The 20889-nt window shown below is 53.6% G+C and carries 14 protein-coding genes (1 of these 14 running past the window's edge); 3 read left to right on the top strand and 11 right to left on the bottom strand.

The window, feature by feature from the left end:
* Positions 1–10: 10 nt before the first annotated feature.
* Positions 11–604 (bottom strand): lytic transglycosylase domain-containing protein, encoded by a 594-nt coding sequence (locus WC772_01755; GenBank protein MFA6169481.1) that lies wholly within the window; start codon positions 602–604, stop codon positions 11–13.
* The gene (purL, locus tag WC772_01750; protein MFA6169480.1) at positions 604–2754 is read right to left on the bottom strand and encodes a phosphoribosylformylglycinamidine synthase subunit PurL; all 2151 of its coding nucleotides are present in this window, start codon (positions 2752–2754) and stop codon (positions 604–606) included. Before purL ends, WC772_01755 begins: the two co-directional genes overlap by 1 nt.
* A 109-nt stretch (positions 2755–2863) precedes the next feature.
* Between purL and WC772_01745 the strand changes: the two genes are divergently transcribed.
* Positions 2864–4357, top strand: coding sequence for a transglutaminase domain-containing protein (locus WC772_01745; GenBank protein ID MFA6169479.1), 1494 nt, complete (start codon positions 2864–2866; stop codon positions 4355–4357).
* 22 nt (positions 4358–4379) lie between these two features.
* Here WC772_01745 and WC772_01740 read toward each other — a convergent pair whose 3' ends face one another.
* The 5 genes from WC772_01740 to queC are packed head-to-tail and all read right to left on the bottom strand — an operon-like array spanning position 4380 to position 9141.
* The gene (locus WC772_01740) at positions 4380–6500 is read right to left on the bottom strand and encodes a polyribonucleotide nucleotidyltransferase (GenBank protein ID MFA6169478.1); all 2121 of its coding nucleotides are present in this window, start codon (positions 6498–6500) and stop codon (positions 4380–4382) included.
* Entirely contained in the window at positions 6501–6764 is a 264-nt protein-coding gene (gene rpsO, locus WC772_01735) for a 30S ribosomal protein S15 (protein MFA6169477.1), read from the bottom strand. It abuts the gene before it with no gap.
* A 15-nt stretch (positions 6765–6779) separates the two neighbouring features.
* Positions 6780–7682 (bottom strand): bifunctional riboflavin kinase/FAD synthetase, encoded by a 903-nt coding sequence (locus WC772_01730; GenBank protein MFA6169476.1) that lies wholly within the window; start codon positions 7680–7682, stop codon positions 6780–6782.
* Positions 7679–8497, bottom strand: coding sequence for a lipid II flippase Amj family protein (locus tag WC772_01725; GenBank protein MFA6169475.1), 819 nt, complete (start codon positions 8495–8497; stop codon positions 7679–7681). Before WC772_01725 ends, WC772_01730 begins: the two co-directional genes overlap by 4 nt.
* Positions 8494–9141: a 7-cyano-7-deazaguanine synthase QueC gene (queC, locus tag WC772_01720; protein ID MFA6169474.1), complete on the bottom strand. Its 648-nt coding sequence runs from the start codon at positions 9139–9141 to the stop codon at positions 8494–8496. Before queC ends, WC772_01725 begins: the two co-directional genes overlap by 4 nt.
* Positions 9142–9183: 42 nt before the next feature.
* On the opposite strand from queC, the gene WC772_01715 reads away from it, so the two are divergent.
* Positions 9184–10026 (top strand): hypothetical protein, encoded by an 843-nt coding sequence (locus WC772_01715; GenBank protein MFA6169473.1) that lies wholly within the window; start codon positions 9184–9186, stop codon positions 10024–10026.
* Here the strand turns inward: WC772_01715 and WC772_01710 are convergent.
* The gene (locus tag WC772_01710) at positions 10023–11300 is read right to left on the bottom strand and encodes an adenylosuccinate synthase (protein ID MFA6169472.1); all 1278 of its coding nucleotides are present in this window, start codon (positions 11298–11300) and stop codon (positions 10023–10025) included. The genes WC772_01715 and WC772_01710 overlap by 4 nt on opposite strands.
* Before the next feature lie 93 nt (positions 11301–11393).
* Here WC772_01710 and WC772_01705 point away from each other — a divergent pair, with 93 nt between their 5' ends.
* Complete coding sequence (locus tag WC772_01705) at positions 11394–12593, top strand: hypothetical protein (GenBank protein ID MFA6169471.1); 1200 nt, start codon at positions 11394–11396, stop codon at positions 12591–12593.
* A gap of 154 nt (positions 12594–12747) precedes the next feature.
* Here WC772_01705 and aspS read toward each other — a convergent pair whose 3' ends face one another.
* The 3 genes in view from aspS to WC772_01690 are tightly spaced (at most 60 nt apart) and all read right to left on the bottom strand, a layout consistent with a single transcriptional unit that may run on beyond the window.
* A complete protein-coding gene (gene aspS, locus WC772_01700; protein MFA6169470.1) occupies positions 12748–14547 on the bottom strand; it encodes an aspartate--tRNA ligase in 1800 nt (599 codons plus the stop codon).
* An 18-nt stretch (positions 14548–14565) separates the two neighbouring features.
* Positions 14566–16794, bottom strand: coding sequence for an S-layer homology domain-containing protein (locus WC772_01695; protein MFA6169469.1), 2229 nt, complete (start codon positions 16792–16794; stop codon positions 14566–14568).
* 60 nt (positions 16795–16854) lie between these two features.
* Positions 16855–20889, bottom strand: the 3' portion of a protein-coding gene (locus WC772_01690) for a DUF2341 domain-containing protein (GenBank protein MFA6169468.1). It continues 23706 nt past the right edge of the window; 4035 of the gene's 27741 nt are visible here — the last part of the coding sequence; its start codon lies off the right edge, out of view — the gene reads right to left on this strand; it ends in the stop codon at positions 16855–16857.

Raw genomic sequence — 20889 nt, 5'->3', positions numbered from 1 at the left:
TGCCAGGATTCTATATCTTCTGCGCTATATTGAGGATATCTTCGACGTAGGCTTTGGTCTTGGCGGAGAAGCCGCCGTTGCGGGTAATGGCATTGGGTCCTTCAAAGTAACCGGCCAGCGCGTTGGTTACGTTACCGCCAAAGCGCTGTAAAAGGGACTTAATATAAAGGACCGTTCCGTGGGTGTTCTGTTCAATATCATAAGGATCGTCAAGCTTTAACCCCTTGGCGGTCGAAGGGAGGAGCTGGCCAAGACCGATCGCTCCCGATGAAGAAACCGCTTTCGGGTTAAATCTGGATTCCCGCGCCATTAGAGCGGTGATCAATTTGGGATTGACGTTCTTTTCGTTGGCGTTGCGGACAATGCTTTCGGCAATCGTTGCCGCTTCGTCAGGTTTGCGGTATTTGGCGATATATTTTTGGATCGCCGCCCGCTCGCCCTCTTCAACTTCATCGTCGTCCGGCTTAAGCGGCGGAGCGCTGACATCGTTGTACACCACGCCGGGAGGAGAAACGACCCGATTGCTGGAGTTGTTTTTATCGCCGACGCTGGTCATGATCGAGACGACAAAAATAAAGATAACAACTGCCGCCGTGGCATCCATTATTTCTTCCCGCCGGCTTTAGGCGGCTTCAGCAAGTTGGGGATCGCGTTATAGTAAGCGTCGCTCATTTTCTTCACCGGCAGTTCCAGCAGTTTCTTCTGTTTCTTAAAGATCGAAAGCGAGGCGCCGCCGACTTTCCCCAGGATCTGGAAGGGAACGTCGTTTAGCATGGCAATATCGGAAAGCGGGAAAATATTGTCGGGCGAGATCGTGATCAGGATCCTGGACTGCCCTTCCCCGAATAAAAGTGAATTGTTATCAACCGGTTCGTTCAGGTTAAGTGAAGCACCGATCTTGCCGTGAATACAGCATTCAGCTAAGGCAACCGCTAAGCCTCCTTCCGATAAGTCATGAGCCGACTTGGCCAACCCCAGCTGGATCGCTTCCAGGCAGGCTTTTTGGACCTTGGCTTCAACTTTAAGATCGATCTCCGGCATCCCAGTCCAGGTTTTGGTCTCTCCTAACAGGATCAAGAGGTCCCCTTTTTCTTTAAAATGGACCGAACAGCGCTGATTGATATGCTTAACGATCCCGACCATCCCGATCATCGGGGTCGGCAGGATCGGTCCTTTGGGACTTTCATTATAAAGGGAGACGTTACCGGAAACGACCGGCAAGTTATAAAATTTACAGGCATCGGCTATCCCCTCGACACACGATTTGAACATGTAGAAGCGGTCCGGCTTCTCGGGATTGGCAAAGTTCAAACAATCGGTCACCGCCGCCGGATCGGCCCCGGTCACCACCAGATTCCGCATCGCTTCCGAGACGGCGATCTGCGCCCCGACATAAGGGTCAAGCTGGCAATAGCGGGCGTTACAATCGGTCGTGACGGCGATCCCCCAATCCTTGTCTTTAAGGCGAAGAACGGTCGCGTCACCGCCCGGATAAACGGTCGTGTTCAGCTGGACCATGTGGTCGTACTGTTCATAAACCCATTTCTTGCTGGCAATGTTCGGATCACTAAGTAATTTAAGAAGATGTTGGTTGTTGTTGGTCGGTTTTTTTACTTTTGGTTTTTCGACTTTTGGCTTTTCAAACGCCATCTCATAGATTGGAGCTTTGGCCAGTTCGTCCGCTGGGAGGTTAGCAACTATTTTATCGCCGCTTCTGATAATTACCTGCTTAACTTCGGTCACGGTCCCAACAACCTCCGCTTCCAACCCCCACTTGTGGAAAATATCGAGGATCGGCTGTTCTTGCCCTTGCTGGACACAAAGAAGCTGCCGTTCCTGCGATTCCGACATCATGATCTCCCATGGTTCCATCCCAGTCTCCCGCAAAGGAACCTTATCAAGATCAATATCAACCCCAACTTCACCAGCCGCCGCCATTTCGGCCGAGGAACAGGTCAGTCCCGCCGCTCCCATGTCCTTAATCCCGACCACTAAGCCGGTTTTTAGGGCTTCCAGCGTCGCCTCGATCAGGCATTTTTCGGTAAAAGGATCGCCAACCTGAACGGTCGGCCGTTTCTCGCACTCCCCCGCTTCAAATTCGGAGGAAGCGAGGACCGAACAACCGCCAATCCCGTCGCGGCCGGTCTTGGAACCGGCGTAAATGATCGAATTCCCCGGCCCTTGAGCCCTTGCCCGGGCGATCTCCTCCCGGTCGCAAACCCCGACGCACATGACGTTAACCAGGCAATTGCCGGCGTAAGCTTCGTCAAAATAGATCTCACCGCCGACGGTCGGCACCCCAACGCAGTTGCCGTAGAACTGGATTCCATCGATCACGCCGGAAAAGATGAACTTATTGAGCGGATTATCGAGCGGGCCGAAACGAAGCGAATCAAGCAGGGCGATTGGCCGGGCGCCGGTCGTAAAAATGTCCCGGATAATCCCCCCAACTCCGGTCGCCGCCCCCTGCCGCGGTTCTACCTGGGAGGGATGGTTGTGAGATTCCGCTTTGAAAATGATCGCTTTGCCGTCGTAAACTATGCCGCCGGCATCTTCGCCGACCAGCGCCTCGTATTTCCCTTTTTGGGGGAAAAGACGGAGGTATTTGCGGGAACGGGGATAGCCGCAATGCTCGGACCATTCGACCGAAAACATCGCCGTTTCGGTCGGGGTCGGCTCGCGGTCGAGGGTCTTAACGATCCTTTCAAACTCGGCATCGGTCAAACCAAGTTCGCGGTAGACTTTTTTATCCATGAGGCTATTTTAACATTATTTGCGGATCATGGGAACAGAAAGCCTCATTTCGCGCAAGAAATCCCCTTAAATACACGATAAATATGTATCAGAACCATAGGAGGCGTTAATGGTCAGTAGCTTACCAATTGGGACCGGTACCGGCCCAAATCGTCCGGGCGCGGTCGGCCCCAGATCTTTTCACGCTCGGATCTATGGTCCTCCTTTTCTCTACAACATCATGGACTTTCACCGCAGCCATGAGATCGGCTCGGCCATGAGACTAAATCAAGCCCTATTTATCGGGGGCCAAAAAGATCAGTCCGCTCTCTTTAAACTCCCCGGTGACCAGAGAGGAAAAGTCGCCGAGCTCCGTTTCGAGCCGGAAAAAAGCCAGTGGTGGATCCGGGCGACCGAAGAAAATCCAGCGGCACATTTCAAAGTCATTGACGACCTTGGCACGCAAATCAAACTCGGCGGACAAAAAGGGATTAAAGGCTGGGTCCCAATTGCCACTGATTATCACTTGGTTTTCGGAGAGAGGCAAGAATATCTCTTTTCGCTTCCGGAGAAACCGGAGGAACCAAGAAACATTCTTCCACTCCCCGGCGGAAGGGAAAAAGTTCAAATCTTCGATAAAATCCTGCTCTTCCTCCAGGTCAATAAAGAGAGGAGTTTTAACACTGAAGTTGCCCGCGCCATGAGAGATAACCGTTATTATTTAATCTTGGGAGGAAAAGAGAGCCCCGACTCCCTCTTTCAGATCAAGCTGCCTGGCAACTTGAATGCCGAGCGGGTCGCGTACTTCAGATACGACCGAACCCATGACCAATGGGAAGTCCAACCTCTTATCGACTTCGACTTGGTCGCGGCAACCGGTCAACCGATGAAGGCGGAAATAAACCACTGGTACCCAATAAAGGCCGGCAACAATTTAAAAATCAACAACCTTATAGTCGATTTTTACCTTCCCACCACTGCTGACCAAATCCCAGTAACCCAGCCAAAGCTGGGGCCAGTCCCAGATCCGGAACGGCTCCCCTTTGGCTGTAATATTCCCGGCCTAAGTGAAAGAGAAATTATTTCGATCCGCGACGATGACAGGACCCGAAGGTTCATTGAAGAAGGGATCGACGCCGTAAGCGAACACCGGACCCGGTTCTTTAAAAGAGGAAAAACCGAAGCCGAAGTCCTTTTCAACTTCGTCACCGCTCATTTTAAATATACCTGGGAAGACACCGACGAAGGCTGGCACAAAAACTGGGAAGATTTAGCGGCTAAATATCATAATCTGAAAATATCGCTTGGAATCTTTATCGCGGAACGGACCGGCTGTTGCCGGCATCAAGCGGCGGCCCTCCAGCTTCTCTATCAGGAATGGGGACTTGAATCGCGCTTTGTTAGAGGAACGATCATTAGCCACGGCAAGGACGCGCGCCACGCTTGGGTAGAAATCCTGGTTAATGGTAAATGGTATGTCGCCGACCCGGCGCAACGATACTACAAAGAAAAAGAGGCCGCTTACCGGGAAAGAGGTTATATTGTCGGCCCCAATAAGATCGAAGTCCCAATTGGAGAAATTGACACGCCCGGCGCTTTCGGCACAGCTCTGTTCGGTAAATAAAAAAGAAACCGGCGACTGTAGCCTACATCGCCCGTTTTTTATCTTCTTCCGTAACGCCCTTCATGGTCAGGTTGATCCGGCCTTTGTCGTCGATCTCGATAACTTTGACGATCACTTCGTCATCAAGCTTCAAGACATCTTCAACCCTGGCGACCCGCTGGGGAGCAAGCTGGGAAATGTGGACCAGCCCGTCTTTCCCGCCCGGGATCTCGCAGAAAGCGCCGAAGTCCATAATTCTGACCACTTTAGAGTGGAAAACATCCCCCGCTTTTGGTTCAAAGGTGATCGCGTCAACTTCCGCTTTGGCTTTTTTCGCCATCTCGGCGTCGTTGGTCGTGATCCGGATCGTCCCATCGTCTTCGATGTCCATCTGGACACCGGTCTCGTCGGTGATCCGCCGGATGTTCTTCCCGCCCGGCCCGATGACCATGCCAATCTTTTCCGGATCGATCTTGAAAGAGATGACCCGGGGGGCGAATGGCGACAATTCAGTGCTTGGTTTGGGGAGGATCGCTTCCATCTTATCAAGGATATAATAGCGGCCTTCTTTAGCCTGTTCCAATGCCAGTTTGATCAGATCGAAAGAAAGCCCTTTGATCTTGATATCAACCTGGATCGCGGTAATCCCTTTGCGGGTACCGGTCACCTTGAAATCCATATCGCCCAGGAAGTCTTCCAGCCCTTGAATATCGGTAATGGTCACGAACTTATCCCCTTCGGAGATCAAGCCGACCGAAATGCCGGCTACCGGGGCCGCGATCTTCACTCCAGCGTGCATCAGGGCAAGGGTCGAACCGCAGGTCGAAGCCATGGAAGTGGAGCCGTTGCTTCCCAGGACTTCGGAAACCAGGCGGAGGGTATACGGAAAATCATCGGGACCGGGGATAACCGGCAGGAGAGCTTTCTCCGCCAGAGCGCCGTGACCAATTTCCCGGCGTCCCGGACCGCGCATCGGACGAACCTCGCCGACCGAATAAGCCGGGAAGTTATAATGGTGCATGTAGCGTTTGCCGGTCTCTTCAAGGTCGAGCCCTTCAAGCCGCTGTTCTTCCCCAAGTGAACCAAGGGTTAAGATCGTTAAAACCTGGGTCTGGCCCCGGGAAAAGATCGCCGAACCGTGGGTCCTGGGCAAAGTCCCGATTTCGCAGTTGATCTCCCGGATATCTTTGGGTCCGCGGCCGTCAACCCGTTTGTTCTCTTTGAGGACCAGGCGGCGCATCGTTTCGTATTCAATCTCTTCAATGACCGCTTTAATATCGCCGGGATGCTTTTTCAGCTCATCTTCCAGCTCTTTGTTCTCCAACGCCTTGTTCTTGACCTCTGTCTTGATCGCGTCAAGTTCGTCGAGCTGGGTCTCCCGGTCGGTGATCCGCATCGCTTTTTCGATCCGGTCGGCCGCCATTTTAGTCACAAAAGAGCGGACCTTGTCGCTGATCTGGTAAACTTCAACTTTAACTTTTTCTTTGCCCGCTTTTTTAACCAATTCTTCCTGCATGGCAATGACTTCTTTAATGAAGGTGTGGCCGAATTTGATCGCTTCGAGCATCTGCTCTTCGGTGATCTGATTGGCCCCGGCTTCGATCATGGAAATTTCCGTTTTAGTTCCGGCAATCACCAGGTCGAGGGTTGAGTCTTTGGTCTGGGCCAGGGTTGGATTGGCCACGAACTTGCCGTCAACAATAGAAACTCTGACCGCGCCGATCGGCCCGTCGAACGGAATGTCGGAAATGGAGAGAGCGGCTGAAGCGCCGATAATCCCCAGCACATCATGCGGATTTTCCTGGTCGACCGAAAGCGGAGTAATCACGACTTGAACATCATTGCGGAACCCTTCGGGGAACATCGGCCGGATCGGCCGGTCAACTTTGCGGCAATTGAGGATCGCTTTTTCCGAAAGGCGCCCTTCCCGCTTGAAGAACCCGCCCGGGATCTTCCCGGCGGCATAGAGCTTTTCTTCAAATTCAACCATTAAGGGGAAGAAATCGATCCCTTCTCTGGGGGTTAAGCTCATCGTGGCGGTCGCCAGGACCATGGTATCCCCGAGGCGGATAATAACCGAACCGCCGGCTTCTTTGGCTACGCGGCCTGTTTCAATGGAGAGGACTTTTCCGTCACTAAGGGTCTTTTCAACTGTCTTAATCATTTATTTTGTTTTCAAACTAGAGGAAAGCTCTTCGAACTTCTTAACATCCGTCCGGTGGAGGTAATTAAGTAGTCGTTTGCGCTGACCGACCAGGATTAAAAGACCGCGCCGGCTATGGTGATCTTTCTTATTTATCTTAAGATGTTCCACCAGCTGATCGATCCTTTTGGTCAGAAGCGCGACCTGGACTTCGGGTGATCCAGTATCACTCACATGCCTTTTAAATTTCCCGATGACCTCTTGTTTTAATTCCTTTTTTAACATATTAAGTATATTGTATCACATACCCCGCAATCGGGCAATATCTTTTTTTATTTGCACCTTAAGTTGGGCAACCGAAGCAAACCGGCGTTCCGGACGGAGACGAGAAAAGAGATCGAGCGCCAGGGTCCGGCCGAGAAGCCGGCCATTAAAATTAAGCAGATGAGCCTCGACCAACTGGGAATTATGACCAAAGGTCGGCTGGAGGCCGATATTAACGGCGCATTTCCTCCCGCCGGTAAAACCGCCGTAAACCCCGGCCGCCGGGATAAGCTTGCGCGGGTCCGGCTTCAGGTTGGCGGTCGGAGTGGCAAGGATCTTCGCTCCAATACCCTTCCCTTTGACCACCTTACCGGTCAATCGATAAGGATGTCCCAAAAGTGTGTAAGCCAGCTTGAAGTCCCCCTTGAGGAGCAACTCCCTGATCAGCCCGGATTTAACGATCTGGCCGCGAACTTTAACCGGCGGAATAACTTTCACCTCAAAACCAAACTCTTCTCCTAGTTTTTTGAGAGCGGCGGCGGTCCCGCTTCGCCCTTTGCCTAAAGCATAATCATAACCGACAAAGACCGCTCTGACCCCGAGCTTCTTGACCAGGTAACGTTCAACATATTGCCGATAGCTTAGCTTCCGGAGTTGAGAAGTAAAACGGCTAACGATCACGGAATCAATACCTAAATCGGCTAGTAACGCCTCTCTTTCAGCTAGCGTGGTTAGGAGCTTGAGCCCCCTAGCCGGCGCAATGACCTCTTGGGGATGAGGATCAAAGGTAATAGCGGCCGAATGAGCACCGATCTTTTTAGCGTAAGAAACCGCCGCTTCGATCACCCGGCGGTGACCCAGGTGAACTCCGTCAAAGGTCCCCAGGGCGACGACCGGCCGCTGGAGTTTCCCTTTGCTTGGATGGCGGATTATCTTCACTGACCGAACATTCCTTTAACCATAAGCGTCGCTGACTTAATGTATTCAGCGGAGGGCAAGAAGAGGAGCTGGGAAAGGATCAGGGTCCCGACGACCCGTCCCGCAATTATATAAAAAACCATCGCCCGGACATCGGCTTCCGGCCGCTTCCCCCTGATCGCCTGGTCAGTGATGTAAGCGCAGGTCGGATCGACCAGAGTGACTAATAAAATAGTAGCAATCCCGTTAACGATCGCGGAGAGCTGGGAAGCAGTGATCCGGAACTCGGGGACCAGCGCCCCGGCATAAAGGGAAGAAAGGACCCCAATCGCGTAAACAGAAACGACGATCAAATTGGTCCAGAGAAACCCGGTCGGGACCCCTTTCATGGTCAGGTTAATAAACGACTTCTTAGTCGGCAAGCAGAAAAGCTTGGCAATCGACCGGATATTTTTCGGTAAAAAAGCGGCAGCAATCAAACGCGGGACCGATCCGGCCTTTTCAAAACGGAGAATAGCTTTGGTAAAAACTGCCACGAAAAACGGGGTACAGGCAGCCCCCAGTAAATTACCGACAAAAGCGGCCAGGATCACCAAGCGGAAAGAGTTAATCAAGGCATCTGGCTGACCGGTCAAGATAGCATGGTCAACCAAGCCTCCCAGGAACGGCGCCTGGAGCATATTGGAGGTCCGAGTGACCAGCAAGGTAGCGTTAACAAAAGAAAGGGAGGTCGCGATCTGCCCGGTCCGCACTCCGGCCAGCCTAAGCGACGAAGCGGCCGTTTCAGTAAAGTGGATTATTCCGGTTAAAATACAGACTATATAAAGTGGATTCATGAAGCTTTATTATATAACAAAAAACCCTTCGCCCGCAAACGGCACGAGTCGCAAACCCCGCAGGGCTTACTCCCCCCCTGATAGCATGACCAGGTCATTTCCAGCGGGGCGCCGAGCTTCCGTCCAAGTTTAATAATCTCCGCCTTAGTCATATTAATTAAAGGGGTCTTGATCCTAATCCTTGATGCCTTGATCCCTTTTGCTATCACTTTCTGAAAAGCGGCGTAATAATCGGGGCGGCAATCGGGGTAGCCGGAATAATCGAGGGCGTTGGCGCCGATAAAAATCGCCTGGGCGCCGATCGCTTCGGCAAAAGAGAGGGCAAAACTTAAAAAGATGGTATTGCGGGCGGGAACGTAAGTTGAAGGTATCCCTTTACCAATTTCTTTCAAAGTTCTGGCAACTGGCACCTGGACGCTGGCATCTAGCAAGGCGCTCCCCTTCCAGGGCAAGCTAATCTTAAGGATCTGATAAGGGACCCGCGCGCGCTTAGCGACCGCTACTGCGCTCCGCAATTCCCGTTTATGCCGCTGGCCGTAGTCAAATATTAAAGCCTGGCAGGTATAACCTTTGTTAAGGGCGTAATATAAAGTGGTAGTTGAATCGAGGCCACCGGATAATAAGACAACCGCTTTTTTTACCATATTATGAAATTTTAGCAGTTTTTTGACGATAAATATAGAGAGATGACACAATCAATCAGGGTCAGACATACAAGCATCTGCGGCAGATTAATTACCCAAAGAAGCTTTCCCGAACTGGCAAAGGGCAAAACAGTCGATTTTTCCCACCAGGGAATCGTTTTTGACCTGCACTGGTTTGATCGCCCAAAAACATACGGAATCAAGCTCCACCCGATCGACCTCCCCCCCGGAGAAGTCATCATAAAAAAACCGCTCAACAATACCGAGGAAACCTGGCTGGTCGACGCAACGAACTGGAGCCCCCTTCAGTTGGGGGATGAAATCATTTTTTGGGGAAATAGGATCTCCTGTGATCTGCCAAAAGTCAGTGAATTCCCGGGCTATTTAAGTTCCGGAACAAAACTGGTTGTCGATCCCAGAAAGCCGATCGATCCAAACCTGAAATTCGGACTGGTCCGTTACGAAGTTTGGAACGACCTCACGATTAAATTATTTTCAAATAAACAAGCCACCGCGTCAACCTTCGGCCATTTTGGCCTAACCGAAGTGGAGTCGATGCTGGCGTTTAACAAGCAAAGAGCCGATCAAATGGGGGAGATGGCCAGCGGCTTGAGTTTTGGGAGTCATTATCGAAAGATCGCCTGGCCGTCGGTTTATTTGCAGGCGGCAAGCTTTCTGGCCAGAGAAAGCAACTCCAACGTCAGCGAACAAGATTTTACCGCGTTACTCTCTCAAGCCGGTTTATTTCTTTCTTGCCGCCAAATCGTGGCCATGGCCAGGACAGGAGAAGATTTGACCACCTTTACCAACCAGGCAACGATCGGCCAAGTCAACGCCGCCCTCAATATTTTCAACTATCCGTTCGTGCTGGGATTTCTCCCCTAAAGCTTAATGATCTGGCCGCGCTCGGCGCCGACCGAAATGAGAGAGATCTTCGCTTCAGCCAATTTGGCCAGTTTATCCAGATACTTCCTGGCATTAGCCGGCAAATCCTTATAATTCGTGACTTTGGTCGTATCACTCTGCCACCCCGGCAATTCTTCGTAAACCGGCCGACATTCGGCCAGGCGATTAATATCGGTCGGGAAATCCAGGACCCTCTTGCCGTTACATTCGTAAGCGACGCAAACCAGGATCTTGTCGAACGAGTCAAGGACGTCCATTTTGGTGATCGCCAGTTCGGTTAAGCCGTTGATCTTGGCGGCGTGGCGCATGACCACTCCGTCGAACCAGCCGCAGCGCCGCGGCCGTCCGGTCGTCGTCCCGTACTCCGCCCCCCGCTCGCGCAGTTTTTCCCCCAGCTCCCCTTCGATCTCGGTCGGGAACGGTCCGCTCCCTACCCTGGTAACATAAGCTTTCGCCACGCCAAGCACGCTGTCAACCAGGCTCGGCCCAAAGCCGGCCCCGCTGCAGGCGCCGCCGGAGATCGGGTTGGAAGAAGTAACGTAAGGATAGGTCCCATGATCGACATCAAGCATCGTCCCTTGCGCCCCCTCCATTAAGACCCTTTTTCCCCCGCTGATCGCTTCATGGATAAGCGAGGTCGACTCTTCGACCACCAGCTCTTTGATCTCGTTATAATAAGTAAAATATTCTTCGATGATCTGGTCAACATTATAGTTGATGTTGCGCCCGTAGTAATTATTTAACAGAAAAGATTTTTCCCGGATATTCCAGTCTAGTTTCTGGCGAAAAACGTCTTTATTGGTAAAGTCCCAGATCCGGATCCCGCGGCGGTTGAACTTATCAACGTAACAGGGACCGATCCCCCGGTTGGTGGTCCCGATCCGGCCCGCTTCATGCTTATCTTCCTGCGCGGCGTCCAGGTCCCGGTGATATTGAAAGATCAGGTGAGCCTGGGAAGAGATCCGCAGATTAGAAACCTTTTGGCCGGTCGCCCGGAGCGACTTGATCTCCTCAAGCAGAACGGCCGGGTCGATAACTACCCCGTTGCCGATAACGCAAATCGTCTTGTCATAAAAGATGCCGGACGGGATGAGATGGAGTTTGTACTTGGTCTCGCCAATAACTACCGTATGGCCGGCGTTATTTCCGCCCTGGTAGCGAACAACCATCTCCATGTCCCGCGACAGGAGATCGGTGATCTTCCCTTTTCCTTCGTCCCCCCATTGAGTTCCGACAATAACTGAAACTGGCATTCTTTCTCCTTCCGGCCAAAAAAAATCCCCGCGCGCGGCAGGGATTGGATCCTTGAATAAGTTTAACATATGTATTAGAATTTTCAATCAGCAATGGATAGATCTTTAAGCCCCCGAGCTTTTTTACTTGCCGTCGCCCTCCTGCTGGCCGCGGTTCTCCCGGTCGGTTGCGGGCGCGAACTTCCGGCTTCAGCCACCACCACGACCACCACAACCACCACTTCAACCAGCGCGACGACAACCACGTCAACGACCATTAATACCACGCCGGTCACCGTCCCAATTACCGGCGGCGGCAGTTTTTCTTACCAAAATATCGCTTCAACCGGCCAGAACGGCAATATCTACAGTTCGATCGCTGTCGATAAAACGGACGGCAACAAGGCCCACATCAGCTACTATCAAAAAGACACCGAAGATCTCAAGTACGCCGCCGGAGGGCTCTCCGCCTGGACCTTCGAAACCGTCGACAGCGACGCCGACCGGGGCCTCTACTCCTCGATCGCCGTCGACAGCGGGCATCAGGCCCACATCAGCTACTACGCCACGACCGCCGGGCTCGCTTACGCTTACGGCGGCAGCGGCTCCTGGGTGACCGCCGTGATCGATAACCCGACCGGGATCGACGTCGGTTATTACACTTCGATCGGGGTCGATAGCTTCGGCAAGGTCCATATCAGCTATTACGACTGGAACAACCAGGCCCTGAAATACGCCACTAACAAGAGCGGCGGTTGGGTGATTTCCATCCTCGACAGTTCAAGCGCTACCGGACTCTATACTTCGCTCGCCGTTGACGGCGGCGATAATATCCACCTTAGTTATTACGACGCGGCCAACAAAGCCCTGAAATACGTCCGGATCTCTTCAAGCGGCTCAAAATCGTTTGAAACGGTCGACAGCGTCGAGGATGTCGGCCAGTACAGCGCCTTAACGGTCGACAGCGGTAATGTTCCGCACATCTGTTATTACAACGCGACCACTCATACCTTAAAATACGCGAAGAAGAACGGGGTTTGGAGTGTGGAAACGATCGACGGGACCGCCGATAACGGCCAGTTCTGCTCGATCGCGGTTGACGGGAACAGGAAAGCGCACGTCAGTTACTACGACGCGACCAATTCGGCGCTGATCTACGCGACCAACAGGAGCGGAGCTTGGCTCCGCTCCCCGATCGACAGCACCGGTTCGGTCGGCCAGGATACGGATATCGCGATCGGCAGCGACAATAAACCCCACATCAGCTATTGGGACGCGACGAACAATACGGTGAAATACGCCGTGGAGAACTAGTTTATAATAACCCTCACCCGACACGATTTCGCTTCGCTCATCGTGTCGCCCTCTCCCAAAGGGAGAGGGCTTAGGTTTAAGTTAAAAAAAAGTATTTCCCCTCTCCCCCTGGGAGAGGGGTGTCACGAACGAAGTGAGTGACGGGGTGAGGGTTCTACAAAACTTTGATCTGCAGTTCTTTCAATTGGTTGGGAGAAACTACGTCCGGCGCCCCCGAAAGCGGACAGAACGCCGATTGGGTCTTCGGGAAAGCGATCACGTCGCGGATCGAGTCCATCCCCGCCAGGAGCATCACCAACCGGTCCATCCCTAAGGCGATCCCGCCGTGCGGCGGCGCCCCGTATTCCAGCGCTTCCAAAAAGAAGCCGAAACGGGACCGGGTCTCTTCTTCTCCGAGGGATAAGAGCTTAAATATCTTCGCTTGAACATCGGGGCGATGGATACGGATCGAACCGCCGCCGATTTCGGTCCCGTTGAGGATCAGATCATAAGCCTGCGCTTTGATCGAAGCTGGGTCTTTAAGGAAGCGGTCTTCCAAATCGTCCCAACTGCCGTGCGGCGCCGTGAAGGGGTGATGATTGGAAACCCAGCGTTTTTCGCTCTCGCTGTATTCCAGTAGCGGGAAATCAGTCACCCAGAGGAAATGAAAACTGTTATTATCGATCAACCCCATTTTACGGCCCAGTTCCAGGCGGAGTTCGCTCAAGACCTGATGCACGACTTTAGTTTTATCGGCGATAAAGACTAAGATATCACCAGCCTCGCCCTTCATCCGGTCAACGATCGCGTTAAGCTGCTCTTCCTTGAAAAATTTAACGATCGGTGATTTCAGGCCGTCGGCATTGATGGCGATCCAGGCCATCCCCTTGGCCCCAAAACTTTTAGCCAGCTCTTCCAGTTTATCGATCTCGGCGCGGGAGAACTTCGAGCCCCCCTTGATATTGAGCCCCTTCACCCGGCCGCCTTTGTCGACCGTTTCGCGGAAAACCTTAAAATCGACCTCCTTCATCAGGTCGGAGAGTTCGATCAGTTCCAGGCCGAAACGGGTATCCGGTTTATCGTTGCCGTAACGGTTCATCGCCTCTTCCCAGCTCAAGCGGGGAAGAGGCAGGCTGACCTGCGGCAGGTGTTTTCCCCGGTATTGGTCGATGTCTTTAGCCAGGGCAGCGAGAGTCTGTTTGATCATCCGTTCCATCATTTCGATAACATCTTTTTCTTCGACAAAAGAAAGCTCAAGATCAAGCTGGGTAAATTCCGGCTGGCGGTCGGCCCGCAGGTCCTCGTCCCGGAAACAGCGGGCGATCTGAAAGTACTTCTCGACTCCGGCGACCATCAGGATCTGTTTATAAAGCTGGGGAGATTGGGGCAGGGCGTAGAACTTGCCGGGACTGACCCGGCTGGGGACCAGATAATCCCTCGCCCCTTCCGGCGTTGATTTACCGAGGAACGGCGTTTCGATCGCCAGGAATCCTTCGTCATCGAGAAAATCGGACATTGCCTTGGTGATCTTGTGGCGGAAGATCAGATTTTCCCGCATTTTTTCTTTGCGCAGATCAAGATACCGGTATTTCAAACGGACCATCTCATCCGGTTCGGTCCTGGGGTCGGCGATCTCGATCGTCGGGGTCTTGGCGGCATTTAAGATCTCCAGCTCTTCTCCGGTCACTTCGATCTCGCCGGTCGGAAGATCACGCTTGATGGTCGCTTCGGACCGTTTCACGACGATACCGCTGACGGCGATCACATACTCGGAGCGGAGTTGTTGGGCTAAGGCATGCAAAGCCTTATTCTCTTCGTTAAAAACTATCTGGATCAGGCCGGAGCGATCGCGCAGGTCGATAAAGATCAGGCCGCCGTGATCGCGGCGGCGATGGACCCAGCCGCAGAGACCTACCTTCTCCCCCTCCCTTTCGGCCCGTACTTCCCCGCAGTTAATGGTTCTCTTGATCTTCATGAGTTTTATTATAACTTATTAATAACCGGTGTTCCAGTCAAGAAGAAGGCGGACTTTATCGGCAAAGTAGCCGGTTTTGGTGACCATTTCAGCCACTTCGGCGCGGGTCAGCTGCTTGTTCGGCTCGAATCTAAACCCCTCAAGGTAACTTAAGATCCCCGCTTCTTTCGCGGCGCTGACCTCTTTGATCGCCCAATGACGCCCCGGCAGGTCGGAGAACGGCAGTTCCAGCAAGCGCGGCTCGCCCAGTTTGGCAAAGCGGGAAAGGACCGAGACCCCCTCGGCCCTGGTAATATTCCCCCGCGGCCGGAAGGTTTTGTCGGGATACCCTTTGATCAACCCGTCTTGAGCCCCTTGGTCGATAAACATGACCGCCCAGTGGTCCAGCGGCACATCGGCAAAGGGCTGCCGGCCGGGCGCGGCGGCTTTTTCTCCGGTCGCTTTGGCGATCAGCGCTTTTTCCTCATCCATAGTGATCGCCATTTCCGGATGGAAAGATCCATCGGAAAAAAACGGCACCATCAGCCCAGCGTCAACGACCGCTCGGACATAAGGCGCAAACCTATTGTCTTTTTTGACATCGGGCGCGACATCCTGCTCGACCGACGGGAAAGAAAGATCGTTCGCTTTGACCAGCCATTTGGCGAGATCGCCGCGGGAAAGCCCTTTTTCCGGACTGAAATCGGTCGGTTCAATAACCCCGGCAATGATCAGCTCCTGGATCTTTTTTCGCTGCGCCGTCTGCTGTTCTCCCAGCGGGGACATGGTTTTGACCAGCATCGTCGCCATTTCCGCCCGGGTGATATTCCCTTCCGGCCTAAAGGTACCGTCGGGATAACCGGTTAGAACGTTTTCCATCGCTAAATAAGCGATCGGAAAAATCGCCCAGTAATTGGCGGGAACGTCGTCAAAGCTCTTCATGCTCAATAAGCGGATTCGCTCGCTCCCGATCAGCCGGTCCTTGGCGTCATACCCGGCAACCCGGACGGTGTTCTTGCCCGGCCGCAAGGAAAGGTTAAGTTGGAATTTGCCGTCGTCTCCAACCGCGACTTCCCGGCTGTTCACCGTCACCCGACGGATCAGCCAATTCAGAACTTCGCCGGCAACCACCGCTTCCTGGGTATAGAGAACACTTTTATCGGTCGGAATGATCGAAAAGTTTTTGATCGCGACCGCCTCGGCCGACGGTTTCCCGCGACTCACTCCATAAGTGATCGAAAAATAATGGGTATCATTGGCGGAAACCTGGTTATACTGGTGAAACGCGTAATCGAATCGATAGTTGCCGTAATACAAGCCGACACCCAAGGTCAGGTTGTTGGTAAACTCAATATCGGCCCCGTTGTTCCGGCCGACGTAATCCTGATCGATGCCGGCCCGCAGATCGAGGAAATCGATCGGCGACCATTCCACCCCTTGGTGGAAAAGACTGGGCAGACTATAATTGGTCGGATAATAATCATAATCGAAATTGTAGGACAGCTCATGATCGCCGAGCCGGCGCCAGCCTTTTGCCCCGAGAACCCTGAAGCTGAAGCCGGTCTTGAGAAGCGCGGGAAACGATTCTTCCGCTCCGCTGTCCCATTTCATTTTACCCCCCATTGAAAAAGGGAGGGCGTTTTGCAGCACCATCCCGGCCTTAAAAACATTATTAGGCACATAATGGAGCGCCAAATCAATTTCGTTGCCGCCGGCATTACCGCCGGTGATCCCGGGCCCGGTTATATTGGCAAAATAAAACTTCAGCGTCGCCCCGGCGGCAAGGTTATCCAAAACCCTCCAGTTCATGAACCCTTTGAGCGGCGCTCCCCACGACAAGAGCAAGGTTTTAGTGCTGTAAGAGAAGCTGGTCCCTTCTGAAGACGACGGAACGTAACGCACCCCGTCCTGGACCTCGGTCGTGACGCCCGGACCGGTAAAACCGATGCTACTGCTGACCAAACCGAGACCGAACGTTCCATAATTAGTCGGATAAGCGCCGCCGAAATTCAAATAATCGTATTCATTAATAAACTTACCGGCCATCGTGGTCAACTGCCAGTTGGAGAGATAGGCTAAAGACGCGGGATTGCTGAAAATACCGAGCAGATCATCGGCCACGCCAGCATAAGCTTTCCCCATCCCCAAGGTCCGGGCGCCGACGCCGATATAGGTCGGGTCGTTGGAAACGGCGATTTGCGCCGCGACAACCGAAGAAAACAGCAATACAACGGCGACAACGCCGAAAAAGGCCCTAATTGATCTCATTTGCCGCTCCCTTCAATTTGTTTTTAATAATAACCTATCAAGGCCGAAGATTCCACCAATTTAATTATAAATGACCAGGTAAGCTTTGCCGATCGGATTATAATCGCCAATCACTCTGATGACATAGATCCCGTTCGCCAGCCGGCTCCCGGTATCGTCGCGGACCGCTTCGATCTTGACCTGGTTAAAGCCGGCTTTGCCGCCGTTGGTCCCCGGCAAATAGAGCCGGGTAATGACCTGGTGACCGCCCCCGCTGATCAGGTAGATCGAGACCTGGGCGTCTTTGGTCAGGTTATAAGCCACGCCGAATTCTTTATCGACGGAAGAAGAAAACGGCATCGGAAAGACGGACAGTTTACCGCCAAGGACCCCGACCGAGCCGCTGGTCGCGACCCGCAGATTATCGATCGTCTTAGAAACGAGATTGTTCGACATATCTCTTCCTTCCACATAAAGGGTGTGGGTCTTGACCGATTCATCGGCCAGCTCTTCGGGCGCGTCCCCGGACATCTTGACCATGTAAGACGTTACCAAATCGGCTTTCATCACCATCTCCGTCCCGTCGAGCACAACTTCATAATAGTTCTTATCGATCGCCACGTTATCCACCATTGTCACTTCAAACTTCGGCCGCTTACTGATGTAATCCCCGCTCTCCAACGTTACCCCGGCGATCGACACCCACAACTGCGGCAACTGACCGTCCATCTTAACAAAGGCGACCGGATTCGGCTCCTCTACCCGACCGAGCGTAAAGGTCCCGCTGGTTCCCGATCCGCTATTCCCCGCCAGATCGACCGCCTCCAGTTTAATCATTGAATCGGTCGAGTAACTCGACGGCAAGGCCCAGTCATAAGTCCCGCTGTTGGCTAACCCCGCGGCTATAACCGACCAGGTCGCCCCCCCATTAAGCGACAATGAGATCGTAATGGGGGTCGGCCCAAAACCGACGCTATCGGCCGCCGAGTATTGAATGGCATAAGCGGTGCCGGAGACCAATGCTCCAGCCGACGGCGCTATAACCGAGACCGCCGGCAAACTGGTATCGACGGTGAAGGTCCAGGTCGAAGAGTTCGCGCTCCAATTGCCGGCATTATCGCGCGCTCTGATCCTCCAACTGTGAGCGGCATCGGACAGCGCCCCGGTTACGGCGTAAGAAGTCGCCGCCCCCAAGGTAGCGACGATCGAGCCGTCGATCGTCATTTCATAATTGGCGATCCCGCTGGTCGCGTCGATCGCCGCGTTCCAGATCAGGGTCGTTAGATTATTATTGACGTAGGCGTTATTCGCCGGAGTCACCAGGTTAGGCGCGGTCGGACCGGCCGTATCAAGAATAATACCGTCGCTACCGGTCGGCGATTCATTGGAGGCGACGTCCCGAACCTTAACATAGACGAGCCTGATGCCGTCACCGTCCGTCAGCGTGTAAAGCCGCGACGCTTCATAAGTTATCCAGCCGGTATCATTGCCGCTGCCGTCAAAAAGATTGTTGCCGGCGGCCCTCATCTGAACAATATCAGGCGCCGCCGCCACCTCCAAAGTGATGGTCGCGTCTTTACTATAAACAGTACTGCCGCTCAACCGATCTTTAAGCAGGACCGTTGGCGCGGCCGGGCCGAAATTAACCACGATTTGGGCGCTTGCCGCCAGGCTTTCGTTGGAGGCGGCGTCGCGGACAAGGTAGTAAGCCTCGCGGGTCCCCTCGCCGTCAGCCAGAGTAAATTCGTACCTTGAATTATAAGCAATCCAGCCGGTCTCCCCTTGAGTAAATCCGGCGTCGCGGGCGATCCGCATCGAAACCGCGTCGGCGCTCACCCCGAACGCTTCCAGAGAAATCAGGGAAGCCGAGGAATACAGCGAACTGCCGGTCACCCGATCAAACAAAGTAATATGATCGACTTCCGGTGAAACGGTATCGATTGTTATGCCGTCGCTGACCACATTGCTTTCGTTGGAAGAAATATCGCGGACCTTAAAGTAAACCGTTCTTTGCCCCTCGCCCGCGGTCAAAGTGTATTCGGTCGTCGCCAGGAGAGTGGTCCAGCCGGTCGAATTCTCCGTAAAGCCGGCGTCTTGCGCGATCCGCATCGAGACCGCGTCGGCGCTGATGCTTAACGCTTCGAGACTAATCGTCAGTTCGTTGGAATAAGACAAACTGCCGGTTACCCGATCTTTCAGGAGGATACTGCCGACCGCCGGCGAAGCGGTATCGACCAGGATCGCGTCATTAACAACGTTGCTTTCATTCGAAGCGGCGTCGCGGACCTGGTAGTAAGCGGTCCGCAGGCCGTCACCGGCCGTAAAGGTATATTCGGTCGTCGCCAGGAGAGTGGTCCAGCCGGTCGAATTCTCCGTGAAGCCGGCGTCTTGCGCGATCCGCATCGAGACCGCGTCGGCGCTGATGCTTAACGCTTCCAAAGTTATGGTCAATTGATTAGTCAGAACGGTACTGCCGGTCACTCGGTCTTTCAGGAGGATACTGCCAACCGTCGGCGAGGCGGTGTCGACCAGGATCGCGTCATTAACGATATTGCTTTCGTTCGAGACCAGATCGCGGACCTGGTAGTAAACCGTTCTTTGCCCCTCGCCCGCGGTCAAAGTGTATTCGGTCGTCGCCAGGAGAGTGGTCCAGCCGGTCGAATTCTCCGTAAAGCCGGCGTCTTGCGCGATCCGCATCGAGACCGCGTCGGCGCTGATGCTTAACGCTTCGAGACTAATCGTCAGTTCGTTGGAATAAGACAAACTGCCGGTTACCCGATCTTTCAGGAGGATACTGCCGACCGTCGGTGAGGCGGTGTCGACCAGGATCGTATCATTAACGATATTGCTTTCGTTCGAGACCAGATCGCGGACCTGGTAGTAAGCGGTCCGTAGGCCGTCACCGTCCGTAAGGGTATATTCGGTCGTCGCCAGGAGAGTGGTCCAGCCGGTCGAGTTCTCCGTGAAGCCGGCGTCTTGCGCGATCCGCATCGAGACCGCGTCGGCGCTGATGCTTAACGCTTCCAAAGTTACGGTCAATTGATTGGTCAGAACGGTACTGCCGGTTACCCGATCTTTCAGGAGGATACTGCCGACCGTCGGCGAGACGGTGTCGACCAGAATGGTATCGCTGACAACCTGGCTTTCATCCGAGGTCAGGTTCCTGACTTTATAGTAAGCGGTCCGCAGGCCGTCGCCGGCCGTAAAGGTATATTCGGTCGTCGCCAGGAAAGTGGTCCAGCCGGTCGAGTTCTCCGTAAAGCCGGCGTCTTGCGCAATGCTCATTGCAGTCGGCTCGCCGCTGACCCCGAACGCTTCCAGAGAGACCGTCAGCTGATTCGTACTCAAGCCGCCGGTCACCCGGTCAAACAGGGTAATGTGATCGACTTCCGGCGAGACGGGAGCGGAGTAAGTAATGGTAAAGTCGTCGGCGCTCATCGCCGTACCGACATAACCAACCTGGTCGACCGCCTCAACGCTGACCCGGGAACCGGCGCTGTTGACCGAAGGGACCGTCCAGATATAACTACTGTCATTCGGTTCCTGACTGGCGATCAGGGTCCAGCTCTCACCGGTATCGAGAGAATAACGCAAGGTGATGGGACCGGCGCCGAAACCGACCTCATCGGTCGCCGCCCAGGTGATCTCATAAGTAGTCCCGGCTGACAAGGTCTCGCCGCCGTTCGGATTGATGATCGAAACCTCCGGGGTGCCGGAATCGATCGCAAAGACGCCGGACTCTCCCGTTCCTAAATTATGGTAAAGGGAATTATCGGATACCGTTACTTTGACCCGAACTTCAGTCGTTGAAAGATCGGCCGGGGTCGTCCAACTGAACGGAGAGACGACCGCCGCGTCAGAGGTGATCAGGTTCGGATAGGTCAAGCCGCTGTCGATCGAATACCAGATTTTCAGAGAATTCGGACCGATCCCGGCAACGTCGGTCGCTTCGAAGGAAATAGTCTGGACCGAGCCGCCGCGATAGACTTCCCCGCTGGCCGGCGCTTCAACGGTCACCAGCGGCGGAATGTTATCAACATAGCCGAAGAAAATATTACCGGTCATCGCCGCGCCGATCAAACCGACCCGATTTTCCGCCGTAACTCTAACCCGACC

The sequence above is a fragment of the Candidatus Margulisiibacteriota bacterium genome, from assembly GCA_041661965.1.
In the GTDB taxonomy this organism is placed as follows: domain Bacteria; phylum Margulisbacteria; class WOR-1; order O2-12-FULL-45-9; family XYB2-FULL-48-7; genus XYB2-FULL-45-9.
This window is presented reverse-complemented; position numbering and strand designations above follow the sequence as displayed.